The organism is Blautia sp. HCN-1074, assembly GCF_037890165.1.
Taxonomy (GTDB): domain Bacteria; phylum Bacillota; class Clostridia; order Lachnospirales; family Lachnospiraceae; genus Blautia_A.
On record NZ_JBBKBP010000001.1, the window covers coordinates 166570 to 182777 of the forward strand.

Annotated in this window: 14 protein-coding genes; 1 reads left to right on the forward strand and 13 read right to left on the reverse strand. The window is 40.3% G+C overall.

The genetic code is table 11. The features are described from left to right. Window positions 1-2 precede the first annotated feature (2 nt). The 12 genes from WKT11_RS00795 to WKT11_RS00850 form a co-directional block, all read right to left on the reverse strand. The gene (locus WKT11_RS00795; protein WP_117844043.1) at window positions 3-2978 is read right to left on the reverse strand and encodes a leucine-rich repeat domain-containing protein; all 2976 of its coding nucleotides are present in this window, start codon (window positions 2976-2978) and stop codon (window positions 3-5) included. 177 nt (window positions 2979-3155) lie between these two features. Beyond that, complete coding sequence (locus WKT11_RS00800) at window positions 3156-3563, reverse strand: hypothetical protein (RefSeq protein ID WP_117844042.1); 408 nt, start codon at window positions 3561-3563, stop codon at window positions 3156-3158. Window positions 3564-3739: 176 nt separating this feature from the next. Then, on the reverse strand, window positions 3740-4267 hold the full coding sequence (locus tag WKT11_RS00805; RefSeq protein WP_117675201.1) for a hypothetical protein: 528 nt from the start codon (window positions 4265-4267) through the stop codon (window positions 3740-3742). Between the two features lie 157 nt (window positions 4268-4424). Next, window positions 4425-5363, reverse strand: coding sequence for a MetQ/NlpA family ABC transporter substrate-binding protein (locus WKT11_RS00810; protein WP_117844040.1), 939 nt, complete (start codon window positions 5361-5363; stop codon window positions 4425-4427). A gap of 43 nt (window positions 5364-5406) precedes the next feature. Further along, window positions 5407-6066: a methionine ABC transporter permease gene (locus WKT11_RS00815; protein WP_117675204.1), complete on the reverse strand. Its 660-nt coding sequence runs from the start codon at window positions 6064-6066 to the stop codon at window positions 5407-5409. After that, window positions 6053-7108 carry a methionine ABC transporter ATP-binding protein gene (locus tag WKT11_RS00820; RefSeq protein WP_019162464.1) on the reverse strand — a complete coding sequence of 352 codons (1056 nt, stop codon included), beginning with the start codon at window positions 7106-7108 and terminating at the stop codon, window positions 6053-6055. The genes WKT11_RS00815 and WKT11_RS00820 overlap by 14 nt, the downstream gene beginning before the upstream one ends. A 228-nt stretch (window positions 7109-7336) precedes the next feature. Further along, complete coding sequence (locus WKT11_RS00825) at window positions 7337-7657, reverse strand: hypothetical protein (RefSeq protein WP_147348957.1); 321 nt, start codon at window positions 7655-7657, stop codon at window positions 7337-7339. 122 nt (window positions 7658-7779) lie between these two features. Continuing rightward, complete coding sequence (locus tag WKT11_RS00830) at window positions 7780-8454, reverse strand: hypothetical protein (RefSeq protein WP_117844038.1); 675 nt, start codon at window positions 8452-8454, stop codon at window positions 7780-7782. Between the two features lie 58 nt (window positions 8455-8512). Then, complete coding sequence (locus WKT11_RS00835; RefSeq protein WP_117844037.1) at window positions 8513-8857, reverse strand: hypothetical protein; 345 nt, start codon at window positions 8855-8857, stop codon at window positions 8513-8515. Further along, entirely contained in the window at window positions 8850-9134 is a 285-nt protein-coding gene (locus WKT11_RS00840; RefSeq protein ID WP_117844036.1) for a fibronectin type III domain-containing protein, read from the reverse strand. Before WKT11_RS00840 ends, WKT11_RS00835 begins: the two co-directional genes overlap by 8 nt. Before the next feature lie 32 nt (window positions 9135-9166). Continuing rightward, a complete protein-coding gene (locus WKT11_RS00845; RefSeq protein WP_117844035.1) occupies window positions 9167-9862 on the reverse strand; it encodes a hypothetical protein in 696 nt (231 codons plus the stop codon). A gap of 63 nt (window positions 9863-9925) precedes the next feature. Further along, the gene (locus WKT11_RS00850) at window positions 9926-10543 is read right to left on the reverse strand and encodes a Crp/Fnr family transcriptional regulator (protein ID WP_117675213.1); all 618 of its coding nucleotides are present in this window, start codon (window positions 10541-10543) and stop codon (window positions 9926-9928) included. A gap of 466 nt (window positions 10544-11009) precedes the next feature. On the opposite strand from WKT11_RS00850, the gene WKT11_RS00855 reads away from it, so the two are divergent. Beyond that, window positions 11010-11717 (forward strand): hypothetical protein, encoded by a 708-nt coding sequence (locus tag WKT11_RS00855; protein ID WP_117675215.1) that lies wholly within the window; start codon window positions 11010-11012, stop codon window positions 11715-11717. Window positions 11718-12281: 564 nt separating this feature from the next. Here the strand turns inward: WKT11_RS00855 and WKT11_RS00860 are convergent. Then, the gene (locus WKT11_RS00860) at window positions 12282-16046 is read right to left on the reverse strand and encodes a phosphoribosylformylglycinamidine synthase (protein ID WP_117675217.1); all 3765 of its coding nucleotides are present in this window, start codon (window positions 16044-16046) and stop codon (window positions 12282-12284) included. Window positions 16047-16208 lie beyond the last annotated feature (162 nt).

The following is a 16208-nucleotide window of genomic DNA, read 5'->3' on the forward strand; positions in this document are numbered from 1 at the left end:
TCTTATTTTGTAATCTTTACAGAATTTTTCTGTCCTTTGCCCTTGAAAAGTTTCTGGTATGCACTTAATTTTGCTGCCGGAACTTTGATTACTGCCTTAGCAGAAATTCCCTTTAATGCAGATGCTCCTACTGTTTTGAGTACTTTAGAATTAACTGTAATGGAAGTCAGCGCTTTACATCCGTTAAACGCCTGTTTTCCAATTGTGGTTACTTTGGATCCTATCGTGACTTTTTTCAGTTTTGTGCAGCCATTAAATGCTTTATCACCAATTGCTGTTACATTAAATGTATAACCATTAATTTTTACTGTTGCAGGAACAGATGCACTTGTAAGAGATTTCTCTGCCGGAGCATAAACGCTTACTGTTCCATTCTTGTATGCGGATTTAGTTACCTTGTATTTCAGGTTTCCGGATGTGTATACCTTTCCTTTTGCCGGAATCGCCGCAATTTCGAAATTCTGGATCGCTGTGCCAACATAATTGCCTTTACCTGTAATAATCACAGATGCTGTGGAGCCGGCTTTTGTGTTATTTGCATAGGAAACGGTGTAATCTGTTCCGGCTTTCAGCTTCTTGCCGTTTAAGGTTACTGTTACTGACGGTTTAATCGCCTTACCTGCATAAAGTTGGGTCTTGATTGTAGAAATCTGTGCGGATGCGATGCTGTTCAGAGATTGACCTGAGAACTCATAGTATGCAGGAATCTCAACAGCTTTTATTTTCTCTTCATTTGTCCACCAGTCTACATAAAATAAACGGCGTTTATTTCCATCAATTCCGGTTGTTAAACCTTCGAATTCATCCAGATAACTGTATCGAGGAAGTACTACTCCATATTTTTTCTCACCATTTACATCAAATCTAAACTGCGCCCGAAGTCTGTTTGTAGAATATTCTTCATCCAGACTAGCATTGACCGTAACAAGTTTTATTTCTTCATTCTTGTATATTTTTGTAAAGTAAAACCAGTCATTATCCTCTGTCTCCTCCCAGGCATACCTATATGTTGGATCAAAACAGTCTTTCGATACAGGAACGCCTGCTGCCTGCGCTTCTTTTGTATCAAACTGTCGAACGATCAGATTTCTTGAATATGTCTCACCTTCCGCTTCATATGTACCAAGTTTCAATGCTCCGCCTATATACAGTTGCGCTGTCTGTTTTCCGTTTGTTCCAAGATAAATCTGCGGAATTGCTGTCTGAGAGTATTCTGCACTGTCAATTTCACCAAATTTCAGATAAGCTCCCGGCTGTCCATAAATGGTTATCTCCGGATTAATCACTGCTTTCTCAAAATTCAGATATTCAGATACAACCAGACATACACCCTCTTCTGATGTCAGTTCTTTACAGTCCAGGCTCTTCACTACAGCATCCGCAATCTTAATTTTATCTGCTGTTACATTTGCATTTAATCTGGCATTCATAAGTTCCACTTCTCCAGAGCCTGTAAAAGTTAAAGTATTTGCTTTTACAAGAATTCTGGACAGTGACAGTTTCTTGCCTGCCGGAACATTTACAGAAGAAATTGAAGCCGGAACAAAATTATCTGTATCTGTGCTTTCGTCATAATTATTCTGTCCCTCTATCTTCAGTGCTTTCGCAGCACTTGGAACAGTAAGCGTTCCACTGATCTTGGTGTTAGCTTTCATATTCATCAGATAATAGCCACTGGCATTGTTCTTCTTCTGATATGCATTTATATATCTTTCCGCCTGTGCTGTCGGTGCGACGTTAATCCACACACATCCTCCATCAGGGAATTCTGCCCTTCCGCATGCCTCGAAAATCTCCTGTGCTGACATTCCTTCACAATCCTGAAATTCCTGAATATCAACCGCATTATCTTTATCCGGATTCCAGATTTTTCCATTCATATCCTGAGTCGTACCATCTTCTGAATAGACCCAAATTCTGGAAAGCATTTCCACAATATCTTCGTCAGACATATCATATTTCACTGCCTGTGTACCAGCCGGAACAGGAATATCTTCCCATTCACCTTTCTCATCTGATGTCTTATATATAATTCCAATTCCGTAAGGACTGCTCCACTTCTCTCCATTTTCATTTTCAAACTCGCCAGTACCCCAGTCAAATGTTTTATGGAATACCGGAGCAGTCTTACTGTTTACAATGTGTATGAAAAAAGCATTTTCTTCCTGCGGATGGTTTTTGATATTATCCGTTTCATTGTAAATATTAAAAAATTCACTGGCACCAAATACCTGCAGATCATGGCTGTTATTTCTCAGATATATATTTTCTACTCCGGAAATACCACCTATCGCATTATTCTGCCCACAAAAGATCACTTTATCATCGGAACCTGTTCCTTTTAATACGCTTCTCATATCCTGACAGAAGAAAGTTGTCGTTCCTTTTCCTTCTTTGATTTCAATCGTCTCTGGCGGATCTACCATACCCCAGAATGCGATGTTTCCGTTCGGTGTAATACTTCTGGCTCTTGCATTCTCCACCAGTACTGTCATCCCTTCAGGAGCCACAAAGTCTGCTGCATCTTCCAGATCCTGGACGTTTACAAAACAGTATCCTGTATTTTCTCCTTCGATACTGTTTAACGCATTTGAAAAAGTAGTGTCTTCTACTGTTTTCATGTCCACTTCCGGACGTTCTTCATTCTGCAGGGCATTATTGTACTGTTCCTCTGTTATGTATGCCACTTCAAAAGATCCTTTTACCTGTTTAGCACCTGCTGCGTCTGTCGATGCCTCTGATTCTTCTGATGTAAATACGTCCACTTCCGGCGCTTCGTCCGTACCAAAATCTGATACTTCTTCCCCGGATGTCCAGATTTCTGCCGTATTCTCTGCTTCGGCTTCTTCCTCCGTGCCCTGCATCTCTACAGTTTCTTCCCCCGAAGAAAATTCTGCACCCATAACAGCTGCGCTTTCTGCCACAGGTGTTATGCACATAAGTGCTGCCAACAATAATGCGACTTGTTTTTTCTTCATACGTAAAACCCTCCTTTTTCTGGATTTGAGTGTATTAAAAAAAGCACCCTACAAGATGTAATCGCAGCTTGAACAATTTGCGGGAATGATTTTTTTATACCTCTGTAATTTTATACACTGCCATCTTCATTTTTGACAGCGTTCAGAATCCCTTCCGGGATATCTTTCAAAAATATTTTACAATAAAACCTCTTCCCCGATTTCATCCAGGAAGCTGTTCATCTCTTCCAGTGTCATCTTCTCTTCCAGTCCATAAATAATCGCTGCATCGTAACGTACGCGCGGATAAAGTCTCGGCTTCTGACCGATATCCAGAAGCCTTTGTGTATCCGACAGATCAAGAGAAAGGAGAAACGCACACTGCAGCAGTATTTTCCTTGTGGGGATTCGCTGACCGCCAAACAGTTTTCGTGCATAGGATTCTTCCAGATTCAGCTTTCGCACAATGTCTTTCTTTTTCATTCCACGCTCTTCGATTATATGCTCAAGATAAAGCCCTACCTCTACCTTGTTTCCTCGTTCTCTTGCAAAATATGCGGCGCCTTCCTCTTTTATCATTCCCATGATTTCTTCTGTTTCTTTCATTTCTTCTCACACCTCTTTCCTGTTCATATCTCCCTTCTGTCAAAACCCGAGGTTGTATTTTTTTGATCTTTACCACTATCCGTTATCTGATGACTGATCCATAATTTAAAAGCAGATATGATACTGTTAAGTGTACCATATCTGCCCATTTTAGAGCGGGACAATTTTGTCCCTTTTTATGTATAAATTTCAAAATCAGGAGAAGAATCTATCTTCATGATTTCTTCTTTTTGTTCCTCTGTACAGTGTACCTCCGTCAGTCCCGAATGTCCAAACAGCGGTTCAAAATTTTCAATATCTGCATTGGAAATATCTATTACCTGCAGATTCTTTGCTCCTGTGACAGGAGACAGATCTTTCACCAGGCTGAAACTCACTGACAGGAAATTTAATGAAGGAAACTGTTCGATTCCTTCTAACGAGGAAATCTGTGTTGTGAATGCAAGTGTCTCCAGCTGTGTCATCCCTTTCAATGGTTTCAGATTCTCCAGTATGGTACTATCCCCCCACATGAACAGCGCCTTTAAGGTACTCATCTGCGAAAGAGTTTCGGCAGCCGCCTCATTTACATCACACATACACAGAGTATCCAGTTTCTTCATCTCTGTCAATGGCTCAAATATATTGTTTTCTACTTCCACATTACTCATATCCAGGTAATCCAGGCTCAGATTTTTCAGAAAGTCTATATCTTTCAGATTCATCCCCTGTATATTTAATCTTAAAATGCCTATGCATTCTCCAATCACTGACAGATTCTCTGCTGGATTCTCCTTAATACAATGGAAATCCTATATGTTTTTGCAAAAAAAGATTCCCTCTCCAGTTTTACCTGAAAAAGGAATCTCCTGTTATCTTTACTTATTCAGCGTCTTCTGCTGTGTCAGTTGTATCTGCATTTTCTTCTGCTGTGTCATCTGCATTGTCTGCGTCTTTGCTGTCTGCATCATCTGCATCTTCTGTATCTGCTTCTTCTGCATCTGAGTTTTCTTCAAAAGGAATTACTGCACCATCATATTTCTCATTGATAAAATCTTTGATCTCATCAGATTTCAGTACGTCTACAAGTGCCTGGATTTTTTCGCTGTCTTCATTGCCTTCTTTTACTGCGATTACGTTTACGTATGTCTTTGCTGCCTCAGAATCAGATTTCTCATATGCAAGTGCATCTTTTCCAACTGAGAAGCCAGCTTCCAGAGCATAGTTTCCATTTAATACCACATAAGCTGTCTCGCCTGTAACACGTGCGACCTGTGCAGCTTCCAGCTCTACGATCTCCACATTGTGAGGATTCTCTGCAATATCCTTAACAGTTGCATTTAATCCTGCGCCTTCTTTTAGTGTGATGATTCCATTATCCTGAAGAAGAAGAAGTGCTCTTGCTTCGTTTGTTGTATCATTTGGTACTGCGATAGAATCTCCATCTTCCAGATCATCCAGGCTGTCTTTTGTTCCCGGATAAATTCCGAATGGCTCATAATGAATTCCACCTGCATTTACAAGGTGTGTACCTTTTTCTTCATTGAACTGCTCCAGATATGGAATGTGCTGGAAGTAGTTTGCATCGAATTCTCCACTCTCTACAACCTCGTTTGGTCTTACATAGTCATCAAATACAGTAACTTCCAGATCATATCCTTCTTTCTCAAGAATTGGCTTTGCTTCTTCAAGGATTTCTGCATGTGGTGTTGCAGACGCTGCAACTGTGATTGTCTTGTCATCATCCTTTGCGTAAACTCCTGTGCTTAAAGTTCCTGCTACTAATACTCCTGTTAAAACTGCTGCTACTAATTTTTTCATAATAATTGTCCTCCTGAATTTAATTTTATTGTTATTTCATTTTTTATTTTCTTCTGTCTATCTTATTAGCAATCAGCATTCCCACTGACTGGAAAATCTGTACCAGGATCACCAGCAGGATAACTGTCACGATCATGATATCTGACTGATATCTGTAATATCCATAGCGGATGGCGATATCTCCAAGTCCGCCGCCGCCAACTGCACCGGACATTGCGGAATAACCAAGAATCGTTCCAATCGCAATCGTTGCTCCTGTGATCAGTGAAGTTCTAGCTTCTACCAGAAGCACTTTCACAATGATTCTCATATTACTTGCACCCATAGCTCTGGCTGCCTCGATCACACCTGCATCAACCTCTTTAATAGAAGATTCCACCATTCGTGCTATAAAAGGAATGGCAGCCACTACCAGAGGCACTACAGTTGCTGTGGATCCATAGCTCTTTCCCACTACTGCTCTGGTGAAAGGAATGAGCAGAATCAACAAGATCAGAAACGGAATACTTCTCACAATATTTGCAATTGCATCCAGTATCTTATACAACACTGCATTTGGTTTCAGTCCCTCTTTATCTGATACTGCCAGCAACACTCCCATGGGAAGTCCGAACAGGTATCCCAGAACTGTGGAAAGAACTGTCATGTAAAGTGTTTCTCCCACACCCTGGACAATCATCATTATTGTCTCATGATCCCACATATTCTGTCACCTCCCCGATTGCTAAACCTTTTTCTTTCAGATACTGTTTCATCATTTCTGTTCTGGTACTGCCCTCCATAAACTCCAGTATCATCTCTCCCTTGGCTACACCACCTACATTCTTGGTATCTGCCTTCAGAATATTTACCGGTTCTCCGAATGTAAGGATCAGATTTGCGATCACAGGCTCAAAAGCTGAATTCTCTGAAAATACGATTCGTATTTTCTCACCACTTTTAATCTCTGCCTGTCCTTTTTCCCTGCCGGCATCCAGTCTACTGTCTGCGTCGATATCGGAGCCTGTATCCTTTCGGATCAGTTCTTTGGCAACCTCTGACTGAGGATTTGCAAAAATATCTGCAACCAGTCCTTTCTCAACCACTTCACCCTCATACATGATCGCCACATGTGTACAGATTTCACGCACAACCGACATCTGATGAGTAATGATCACTATGGTGATTCCAAACTGCTTATTAATCTTTTTCAGCAATTCCAGAATGGAAGAAGTAGTCTGCGGATCCAGTGCACTGGTAGCCTCATCACAAAGTAAGATCTTCGGATCCGATGCAAGTGCTCTTGCAATAGCAACCCTCTGCTTCTGTCCACCGGAGAGCTGTGCAGGATAAGCATTCTGCCTGTCCCCCAGACCAACGATTTCTAAAAGCTCTGCTGCCCTCTTTCTGGCCTCTGCCTTCTTCTTTCCTTTTATATAAAGGGGAAAACAGACATTATCGATCACTGACTTCTGCATCAGCAGATTGAAATGCTGGAAGATCATACCAATCTCTTCCCTCTGTTTCCTCAATTCCTTCTCTGTCAAATCTCCAAGAGCCTTCCCATCTATCAGAACCTGTCCCTCTGTAGGAACCTCCAGAAAATTCATACATCGTACCAATGTACTCTTACCTGCCCCCGACATACCGATAATCCCATATATATCACCGGAATCGATATTCAGGTTCACATCCTTCAAAGCCTCGACCACGCCATCTTTCGTGTCAAAAGACTTCCGGACCTTTTCAATCACAATCCCAGACATCTCATTCTCCCTCTCTCTTATTCCCCGCTCTGTTGAGCATGAACATACTATACCACTACACTTCCGATTATGCCAATTCATAATACCTAGTACCAGTTATAGTTTAAAGTTATATTTTTAATGCTTTACCTCATTGAAATCTATATCTCTTGAATTTATTCAGACAGAAAAACAGCAGGAGAAAGGTCGCATTCCTTTCATCCTACTGCTTTGAAAACGTAATATTCATTAAAGACCATATTCCTTATTTAGTTGCTCACGTCTTTTAGAATCTGTTGATACAATCGGGATTTCTTCCGTTCTCTGATCCTGAATCAGTCGAGTAATCAGACTTCCCAGTCGAACTTCTCCCTGAATCTGCCCGATTGCCTCGCCTCTTGCCTGTCCGATTGCCTCTCCTTCTGCACGTCCAATTGCTTTTCCCTCTGCTTTAAGTCTTTCAGATTCCAATTCCAGAACTTTTCCTCCCATAATATCACCTATTCCTTTCCGAACATTGTCCTCTTCGCGAAAAATATAGTCCGCAATTTTTATAATTAGTTTTGTCAAATCTGTATACAATTCTGACTTTCCTATTTCTGTCAGTTCTTCTTCCAGATTTACAACGAGTTTTATTTTAAGAGTATGTTCGCATAATTTTTACAAAGGAAAGCGTACTGCAGACTTAACTGTTATTCTGTATAAAGCCTCACATTATAAAACTTATTATTTTTTCTGGATTTAATCTGCATAAATATACCGTAAGTACCCTGTGGAAGCTTTTTTCCACTTTTTATATTTTTGACTGCAGAATACTTATCCCCGGTTTTTGTATAGCATAACATGGATACCAGTGTATAATCCGGTTTTAACTTATATACCAGTCTCCCATTCAATGAATCCTCTGACACTGTAACAGTACCCGATTTATTTAACTTTGAGCAGTAATTTTTTGAACCGATTTTAAATGTCTTCAACGGATTTTCCCATTTATATACTGTATAACTGCATGTTCTTGTATAGGATTTCGATCCAACCGTAACCTTAACTTTAATTTTAGTGTTTCCCGGTGCTATTGGTGTTGTCTCATATCCTGCGGAATATTTTCCGTTTCTTTCAAAGGTATAACCCTTTACAGTTACAACCTTTGTATTATAACTCTTTACGCTGATTTTCACCTTTGATGTATATTCAGGTGTGAAATAATCGCACCCCATTCCAGCTGGTGCTGAATATAATACAGCACTGGTCTTCGTTGACATTTGCGCCAGAGGATTCTTCTGTGCTGCCCAGACATTTACAGACATGGCAAGCATTGCTACTACTGTCGCAAGAATCATTACTAATACATTTTTCTTTCTCTGCATAATTTTTTTCCTTTCTAAAATAAGACAAGTTATCATGAATAATTCAGACTTGCATTTTTTATTGTATGCGCTCCCATCCATTTCCACCGTATATATATGATTCCAGGACTTCTTTTGGGGAGGATAAATAAACGCCTCCACATCCGGGAGTTGCATCAAGATAATAGGTCCTTCCGTTCATTATAACCTCGACATTATAATGGTCAGAACCCATAATCATATTGCTGGGATATCTGGACTTTTTATCATGAATGGCTGATCGGACTGTTGCTTTATATCCCATTGCCTGATAAATTCTTGCCATTACCTGACCTGCGGAATAACAGTTTCCTTTCCTTTTTTCAGATCGCCCATCCTCATATTTTTCCCATTGTAATATAACACCCGTCTTATCATCATTCACAGCAATACCGAATAGCAGTGCTCTTTCTGGAAGAATTAACAGATAGCACTTTCTTCCACTTATCTGCGCCAACCTCTTTATAAAACAGAACATATTCTGTAGCATTTGTCGTTTTGTCCCATGTAACATGAACCTGATTAACATCCGGATCAGAATACGCATTTACCATTTTTACTCTTCCAGGTGTTTTTTGCGCAGCATTTACAGTTACTGGCATTATCATACAAAACAGTATCAAAAAAACACCTGTTAAAATCGCTGAGAACTTTTTCTTCATCTTAGCTCCTTATCTTACATAACACTACTGCCCTAATTATTATCTACTCTAATAGAAACATAGGCATTATTTTTAGTATTCTTTAACTTGATAAAAAGTGCCAAAAAATCTTTTGGAAGCTTTTGTCCTTTTTTGATAGAATACATTTTTATGCTTCCGTTGTTAGCATTAACAAATCTGCTGTATTCTATCTTTTCTACTTTATATCCTGCTTTCAGGCTATAAGTCAGTTTTCCATTCAATCTGCTTACAACCCCATATAAATTTGGTTCCGGCTCTTTTGCATAGTAGGAAACCAGGTTCTTTTTCCCGATTTTCAGCGTTTTAAATGGATTTGTATATTTTACAAATGTATAGGTGCAGGTTTTTTTATATGTTTTTCCATTTACTTTTACAGTAACATTAACCTTAGCTGTTCCTTCCTTGATTCCGGTTACCTGGTAAAATGCATTTCTTTTCGCACCACCATCACTGCCAGATACACGTGAAAACACCATCATTACTTTAGGATTACTGCTTACCGCAGAGATTTCTATATTTTCACGATTATAATATACCGGTGTAGAATAATTAGTTACATTATCTACGCTACACCCCAATGTAACTTTCATCTTTGTTGGCATCTTCGCCAATGGATTCTTCTGTGCTGCCCAAACATTCACAGACATGGCAAGCATTGCTACTACTGCAGCAAGAATCATTAATAGTACATTTTTCTTTTTCTTCATGAATTTTTTCCTCCTTGATTTGTGAGTTTTATTATGTGAATTGACAGTTACTTTCCACCTCTGTCAAGCCCCATCATATTTTTTCAGCATCCTGCTGAAGCATTCAGGTGTCATGTTCAGATAAGATGCTATATCTTTTTTGTTCACCTTTTTTTCCAGCCCCGGATAGGTTTCCAGAAAATATTCATACCTCTGTACTGGATTACAGGTAAGAATCATTTTTCTGTATTCATATTCCCTCATAGATGCCACACTCTGCATCCGATTACAAACCAGAGCAATTTCTATATTCTCCATAGCCAGCTTTCGAAGAACATCCGCTGATATCCTTACAATTTCACAATCCGTTATCAACTCCACTGTCAGGAAAGAGGTTATCTGCTTGTCCAAATTCATGATCCCTACCAAAGCTTCCCCCGGAAAATGCGCAAAACAGTGAACCTGTTTTTTTCCATCCGATTTTTCATAATATGACTTTACAAGACCACCCTTTTTATACAAAAAAGAAATCGCATCTACCTTCTCATTCTCTTTCATCAGCAAAGTTTTTGCTTTCAACTTACAGATTTCCGAGTTCTCCGCCAACACCTCCAGCACAGCTTCCGATTTTATTCCTATCACATTATGAAAAAAATCTTTCAGTTTTTCCTCTTCATTTTCCCTTTTTCTTTCATCACTCATACTTTTTCCTTTTTACACGCCCAAAATCAACAGACAAAAACATATTATTTAAAGTTATCGTTTATCCTGTTCCTTTGCAAACAAGATTTTCTCTAATTATACTTTATTGTCTGACAAATAGCAATTTTCCAACTTGATTCAAATCAAGTAATCACAAATATTTTTCCCAAACATACCCTTCACAATTTTTACTGCTACACAAAAATAGCTATAAGACTTCATTTTTGAAATCCTATAGCTTTGCTATTGATAATATTACGTTGTATTTCTAATCATCAATTATTTTCCAGTAACCATTGGAACACGACTAATAAACCGAACAATACTTGTGTCTTTATTCTTTATCATATTCAAAAATAACCGAAATCCTACTCATTTCTAAAACATATTTCGATAAGTCAAAATTACAATTTTCACACTTTAATTGATATAATATTCAACAACTAAACAAGGAGGCCATTTAACCATGAATAATGTAAAAATTCTATGTATCGCAGGCAGTATCGTACTCGGTAGTATATTGCTATCCGGACAAGCTTTTGGCAAAGCCCCCTCAGATCTAATCACCCTTTCCGCCCCTAAGGAGCCTGAGGGGCAACATGTATCTTATGATATAGATGGTTCCGGCTCTTATTATGACAGTGAGTCAGATACAACTTACTATTTTGTCAAGGGGATTGTCACTTCTTATTCTAATCATACAAAAACCTTTTCACTGACTTCCGACGCCGGTGAAACTTATGAGTTACCGGCAGATACGGATATTAATATAACCGACTATCTCAACACAGAAGCACATATATGGTACTCAGAAGACTCTCAAAAAAACTTAAAATTACTTGTGTTCTCTCCTCAAATTTTTTGGGAACATATCAATGAGCTGGAATCAGATGAACAAATTCCGGATGGTGCCACAGAAATTGATGGGACTCTTTCAAAATATATCTCTTTCTGGTTAACAGAAGATAAAATAGATGTTACTCTCTTATTTGTTGAGGACAACGATGGAAACACTCATATATATGCAGAGGATAACACATGCAATAATTGTAATAGTTCTGTTTTTGGCAAAACAATCGGCGACTATATCAAGTTATATGAAGATATGCATTTAAATTCTCAAGTATATGATGATTTTAATGTTGCATATCTTATATCAGAAGCATCATCTTGACTTACCCAAATGTCTGGTTGAGAACCTGATGTTTTTACATCAAACATATCATATATTTTAAATGCCGCAGCCAATATTTTCAAAGGCTGCGGTATTTTTGACTTAATTTTTCTTTCAAACATGTTGCTTCTTCTTTTGACTGCTGCAAATATGTTTATGTCACAAATTCAAAATATCTTTTGCTTTTTCTCTGTCTCTGATAATCATCCCATGGGCAGCTAACTTATCCAATTGCTCATCAAAAGTCAATGGCTTTTTCAAATCCATAAAATCACTCCTTAACGTAAAAAAGCTGAGCACAAGTCTCAGCTTGGTCCCCAATGCCAAAAAGGCTTCGGGCAACTCTGTTACATATAGTATATTCAAAAAGCCACGAAATTGCAATAGTTTTTATTATTTTCATCATCAAAAAAGGGCGCTGCCCAACCAAGCGAATACGCAAAGTTAATACACTCCTCCACACCACAATCCCGACGCTCCTAAAAAGGAAGCGCAAGGGTGGAGTCCAGAGGAGGGACAGCGCTTTCTGTCCTTCCTCTGGGAACCTTCCGTCCTGGAAAGAGTTTATTTAAAATATTCCACACCAGACTCGAATATTTTAATATCCTGCTCTCCATAGATATTAATAGCAACTCCGTCTCCACGACGTTCGCTGTGAGCCATCTTACCAAGGATACGTCCATCCGGACTGGTAATGCCCTCAATGTTCATATAAGAACCATTGACATTCCACTCTTCATCAACACTGAGCTGTCCATCCGGAGTTACATACTGTGTTGCAACCTGTCCATTTGCAAACAGTTTTGCAAGCCATTCATCATTTGCGACAAAACGGCCTTCACCATGAGATGCCGGGTTACAGTAAACACCACCAAGCTGTGCTTTCTGCAGCCATGGAGATTTATTACTTACAACTTTTGTATAAACCATCTTGGAAATATGACGTCCAATGGTATTGAATGTCAGTGTCGGAGAATCTGCCTTCTGTCCGCAGATTTCGCCATACGGTACAAGGCCAAGTTTGATCAGCGCCTGGAAACCATTGCAGATACCAAGTGCAAGACCGTCACGCTCATTGATCAGTTTCATAACAGCTTCTTTGATCTTCGCATTCTGGAATGCAGTTGCAAAGAATTTCGCAGAACCATCCGGTTCGTCACCTGCGGAGAATCCGCCCGGGAACATGATGATCTGTGCCTGATCGATTGCTTTCTCAAAAAGCTCTACAGAGTCATGGATATCTTCAGCAGTCAGGTTCTTGAATACTTTTACATCCACCTCTGCGCCTGCGCGCTCAAATGCACGTGTGCTGTCATACTCGCAGTTTGTTCCAGGGAATACAGGAATAAATACACGAGGTTTTGCAACTTTATTCTTGCATACATAAATGCTGTCTGCTCGATAAAGCTTCTCATCTCTGTCAGCTGCCTCTTTGTCATTCTCAGAAGAAACTGTCTTAAATACTTTTTCCAGAGTACCTTTCCATGCGTTTTCAGCTTCGTCTACAGTGATCACTGTATTTCCATAGGAGAAGTTACCGTCGGCAGTTACTTCACCGATCACTGTATAAGTGATGGAAAGCTCACCAACCTTACCATCCGGAACTTCCAGGATAATATCGCCAAATCCAGGTGCAAAGAAATCTCTTGGATCAAGGTTATGCTCGATCTTCACGCCCATGCCATTACCAAAGGCCATCTTCGCAACCGCAGCAGCAATACCATGACGGTCAAGTGCATAAGCAGAAACAACCTTGCCGTCCTGCATATCTTTATGAAGTTTTTCATACTGATCCATGATTCCTGCATAATCCGGCAGATCGTACTGATCCTTCGGTGCACGAAGCCATACCAGTTTGTTTCCTGCTTTCTTTAATTCCGGTGTGATCACATCCTGGATTTTCGCAACGTCAACTGCGAAAGATACCAGTGTTGGAGGTACATCAATATCATTGAATGTACCGGACATACTGTCCTTACCACCGATGGATGGAAGTCCGAATCCCATCTGTGCTGCATAAGCACCGAGAAGTGCTGCGAAAGGCTGGCTCCATCTCTTAGGATCTTCTGTCATACGACGGAAGTATTCCTGGAATGTGAAACGGATTTTCTTATAGTCACCACCTGTAGCCACGATTCTGGCAACGGACTCTGTCACTGCATAAGCAGCTCCGTGGTATGGACTCCAGGAGGATAAATACGGGTCAAAGCCATAGCTCATCATGGTTACAGTATCTGTTTTACCATTCTGTACCGGAACCTTGGCAACCATAGACTGAGTCTCTGTAAGCTGATATTTACCGCCGTATGGCATAAATACGCTGCCTGCTCCTATAGAACCGTCGAACATTTCCACAAGTCCTTTCTGAGAGCATACATTTAAGTCTGCCAGAGTTTCCATCCATTTAGCCTTTACATCAGCTACATCCGTGCGCTCTTCAAAGAGGTTGCCTTCTTTGTTCGGGATTTCTACTTCTACAGTTGTTTCCTGATGTGCACCGTTGGTATCCAGGAATGCACGGGAAATATTTACGATTTCTTTGCCTCTCCATACAAGTACCAGACGAGGATCCTCTGTTACAACCGCAACAGGAATTGCCTCCAGGTTCTCTTCATTTGCATAGCCAAGGAAGGTATCTACATCTTTCGGGTCAACTACTACAGCCATACGTTCCTGAGATTCGGAAATTGCAATCTCAGTTCCGTCAAGACCTGCATATTTCTTCGGAACCTTGTCAAGGTCTACTCTAAGACCTGCTGCCAGCTCACCGATAGCAACGGAAACACCGCCTGCACCAAAGTCATTACATTTCTTGATGATATGGCTGACTTCTTCACGGCGGAACATACGCTGGATCTTACGCTCAGTAGGAGCATTACCTTTCTGCACCTCAGCGCCGCACACTTCGATAGAAGCTTCTGTATGAACCTTGGAAGAACCGGTAGCGCCACCGATACCGTCACGTCCTGTACGTCCTCCAAGTAAGATAATGATATCTCCCGGATCAGAATTCTCACGGATAACCGCGCGTCTCGGAGCTGCACCCATAACTGCACCGATTTCCATACGTTTCGCTACATAATCAGGATGGTAAACTTCTTTTACATAACCTGTTGCAAGACCGATCTGGTTTCCATAGGAACTGTAACCATGAGCTGCGCTTCTTACCAGTTTCTTCTGCGGAAGTTTACCTTTGAGAGTTTCTTTTACAGAAACAGTAGGATCTGCCGCACCAGTTACACGCATTGCCTGATATACATAAGTACGTCCTGAAAGCGGGTCACGGATTGCGCCGCCAAGACAGGTAGCTGCACCACCAAATGGCTCAATCTCTGTCGGATGGTTATGTGTCTCATTCTTAAAGTTAATCAGCCATTCTTCTTCCTTGCCATCTACATCTACAGGAACTACAATACTGCAGGCATTGATCTCATCTGATTCTTCCTGGTCAGCAAGTTTTCCTTCTGCTTTGAGTTTCTTCATTGCCATAAGAGCCAGATCCATCAGGCAGACAAACTTGTCCTTGCGGCCTTTATAGATTTCTTCTCTGTCAGCAAGATATTTGTTGTAAGTATCTACAATCGGTGCTTTGTAATCACCTTCATCAAATTTTACATTTGTAAGTTCAGTGGAGAATGTTGTGTGACGGCAGTGATCGGACCAGTAGGTATCCAGTACACGAATCTCTGTCATAGACGGATCACGTTTCTCTTCTCCTTTAAAATAGTGCTGGATATGCTGGAAATCTTTGAATGTCATAGCAAGGTTTAAAGAATCATAAAGTGCCTTTAATTCTGCTTCCGGCATATCTTTGAATCCGTCAAAGATCTTTACATCTTCCGGTTCCGGGAATACTGTTACCAGAGTTTCCGGTTTCTGCAGACCTGTCTCACGGGAATCTACAGGGTTGATGCAGTGATGTTTGATCGCATCAAACTCTTCATCAGTGATAGTTCCTTCAATTACATAAGTAGTTGCGGAACGAATAATCGGCTGTGCATTCTCGTCCAGGAACTGTACACACTGAACAGCAGAATCTGCTCTCTGGTCGAACTGTCCCGGAAGAAACTCTACGGAAAAGATATGAGAGTCTTCTGCTGACTCAAATTTCTCCAGATATAAATCGTCTACAGGTGGCTCTGCAAAAACAGTTTTGCATGCTTTATCAAAAACTTCATCAGAAATATTCTCTACATCATAGCGGATCAGCACACGTACTGCTGTTACGGATTTAATTCCCAGATAGCTGCTGATTTCATGTTTTAATTCCTTTGCCTGTACAGCGAAGGCCGGTTTCTTTTCTACATAGACACGTCTTACGTTACTCATAATATAATAGAAACTCCTTTCTTCTGTGTATCATATTCTCATACATCTGCTGTTGCAATCCTTCCTTCTGCGATCTGCATGCATCTCTCTTGTCAATCGGATATCCGCAATTGAAGCAGGGGACTTACTTGATTCGGTTAAATACACATTACTGTATATAAA

Bases quoted from the DNA above. Each gene is read 5' to 3' on its own strand.
- WKT11_RS00795 (WP_117844043.1), bottom strand. From the start codon at position 2,978: ATGAAGAAAAAACAAGTCGCATTATTGTTGGCAGCACTTATGTGCATA.
- WKT11_RS00800 (WP_117844042.1), bottom strand. From the start codon at position 3,563: ATGAAAGAAACAGAAGAAATCATGGGAATGATAAAAGAGGAAGGCGCC.
- WKT11_RS00805 (WP_117675201.1), bottom strand. From the start codon at position 4,267: ATGAATCTGAAAGATATAGACTTTCTGAAAAATCTGAGCCTGGATTAC.
- WKT11_RS00810 (WP_117844040.1), bottom strand. From the start codon at position 5,363: ATGAAAAAATTAGTAGCAGCAGTTTTAACAGGAGTATTAGTAGCAGGA.
- WKT11_RS00815 (WP_117675204.1), bottom strand. From the start codon at position 6,066: ATGTGGGATCATGAGACAATAATGATGATTGTCCAGGGTGTGGGAGAA.
- WKT11_RS00820 (WP_019162464.1), bottom strand. From the start codon at position 7,108: ATGTCTGGGATTGTGATTGAAAAGGTCCGGAAGTCTTTTGACACGAAA.
- WKT11_RS00830 (WP_117844038.1), bottom strand. From the start codon at position 8,454: ATGCAGAGAAAGAAAAATGTATTAGTAATGATTCTTGCGACAGTAGTA.
- WKT11_RS00840 (WP_117844036.1), bottom strand. From the start codon at position 9,134: ATGAAGAAAAAGTTCTCAGCGATTTTAACAGGTGTTTTTTTGATACTG.
- WKT11_RS00845 (WP_117844035.1), bottom strand. From the start codon at position 9,862: ATGAAGAAAAAGAAAAATGTACTATTAATGATTCTTGCTGCAGTAGTA.
- WKT11_RS00850 (WP_117675213.1), bottom strand. From the start codon at position 10,543: ATGAGTGATGAAAGAAAAAGGGAAAATGAAGAGGAAAAACTGAAAGAT.
- WKT11_RS00855 (WP_117675215.1), top strand. From the start codon at position 11,010: ATGAATAATGTAAAAATTCTATGTATCGCAGGCAGTATCGTACTCGGT.
- WKT11_RS00860 (WP_117675217.1), bottom strand. From the start codon at position 16,046: ATGAGTAACGTAAGACGTGTCTATGTAGAAAAGAAACCGGCCTTCGCT.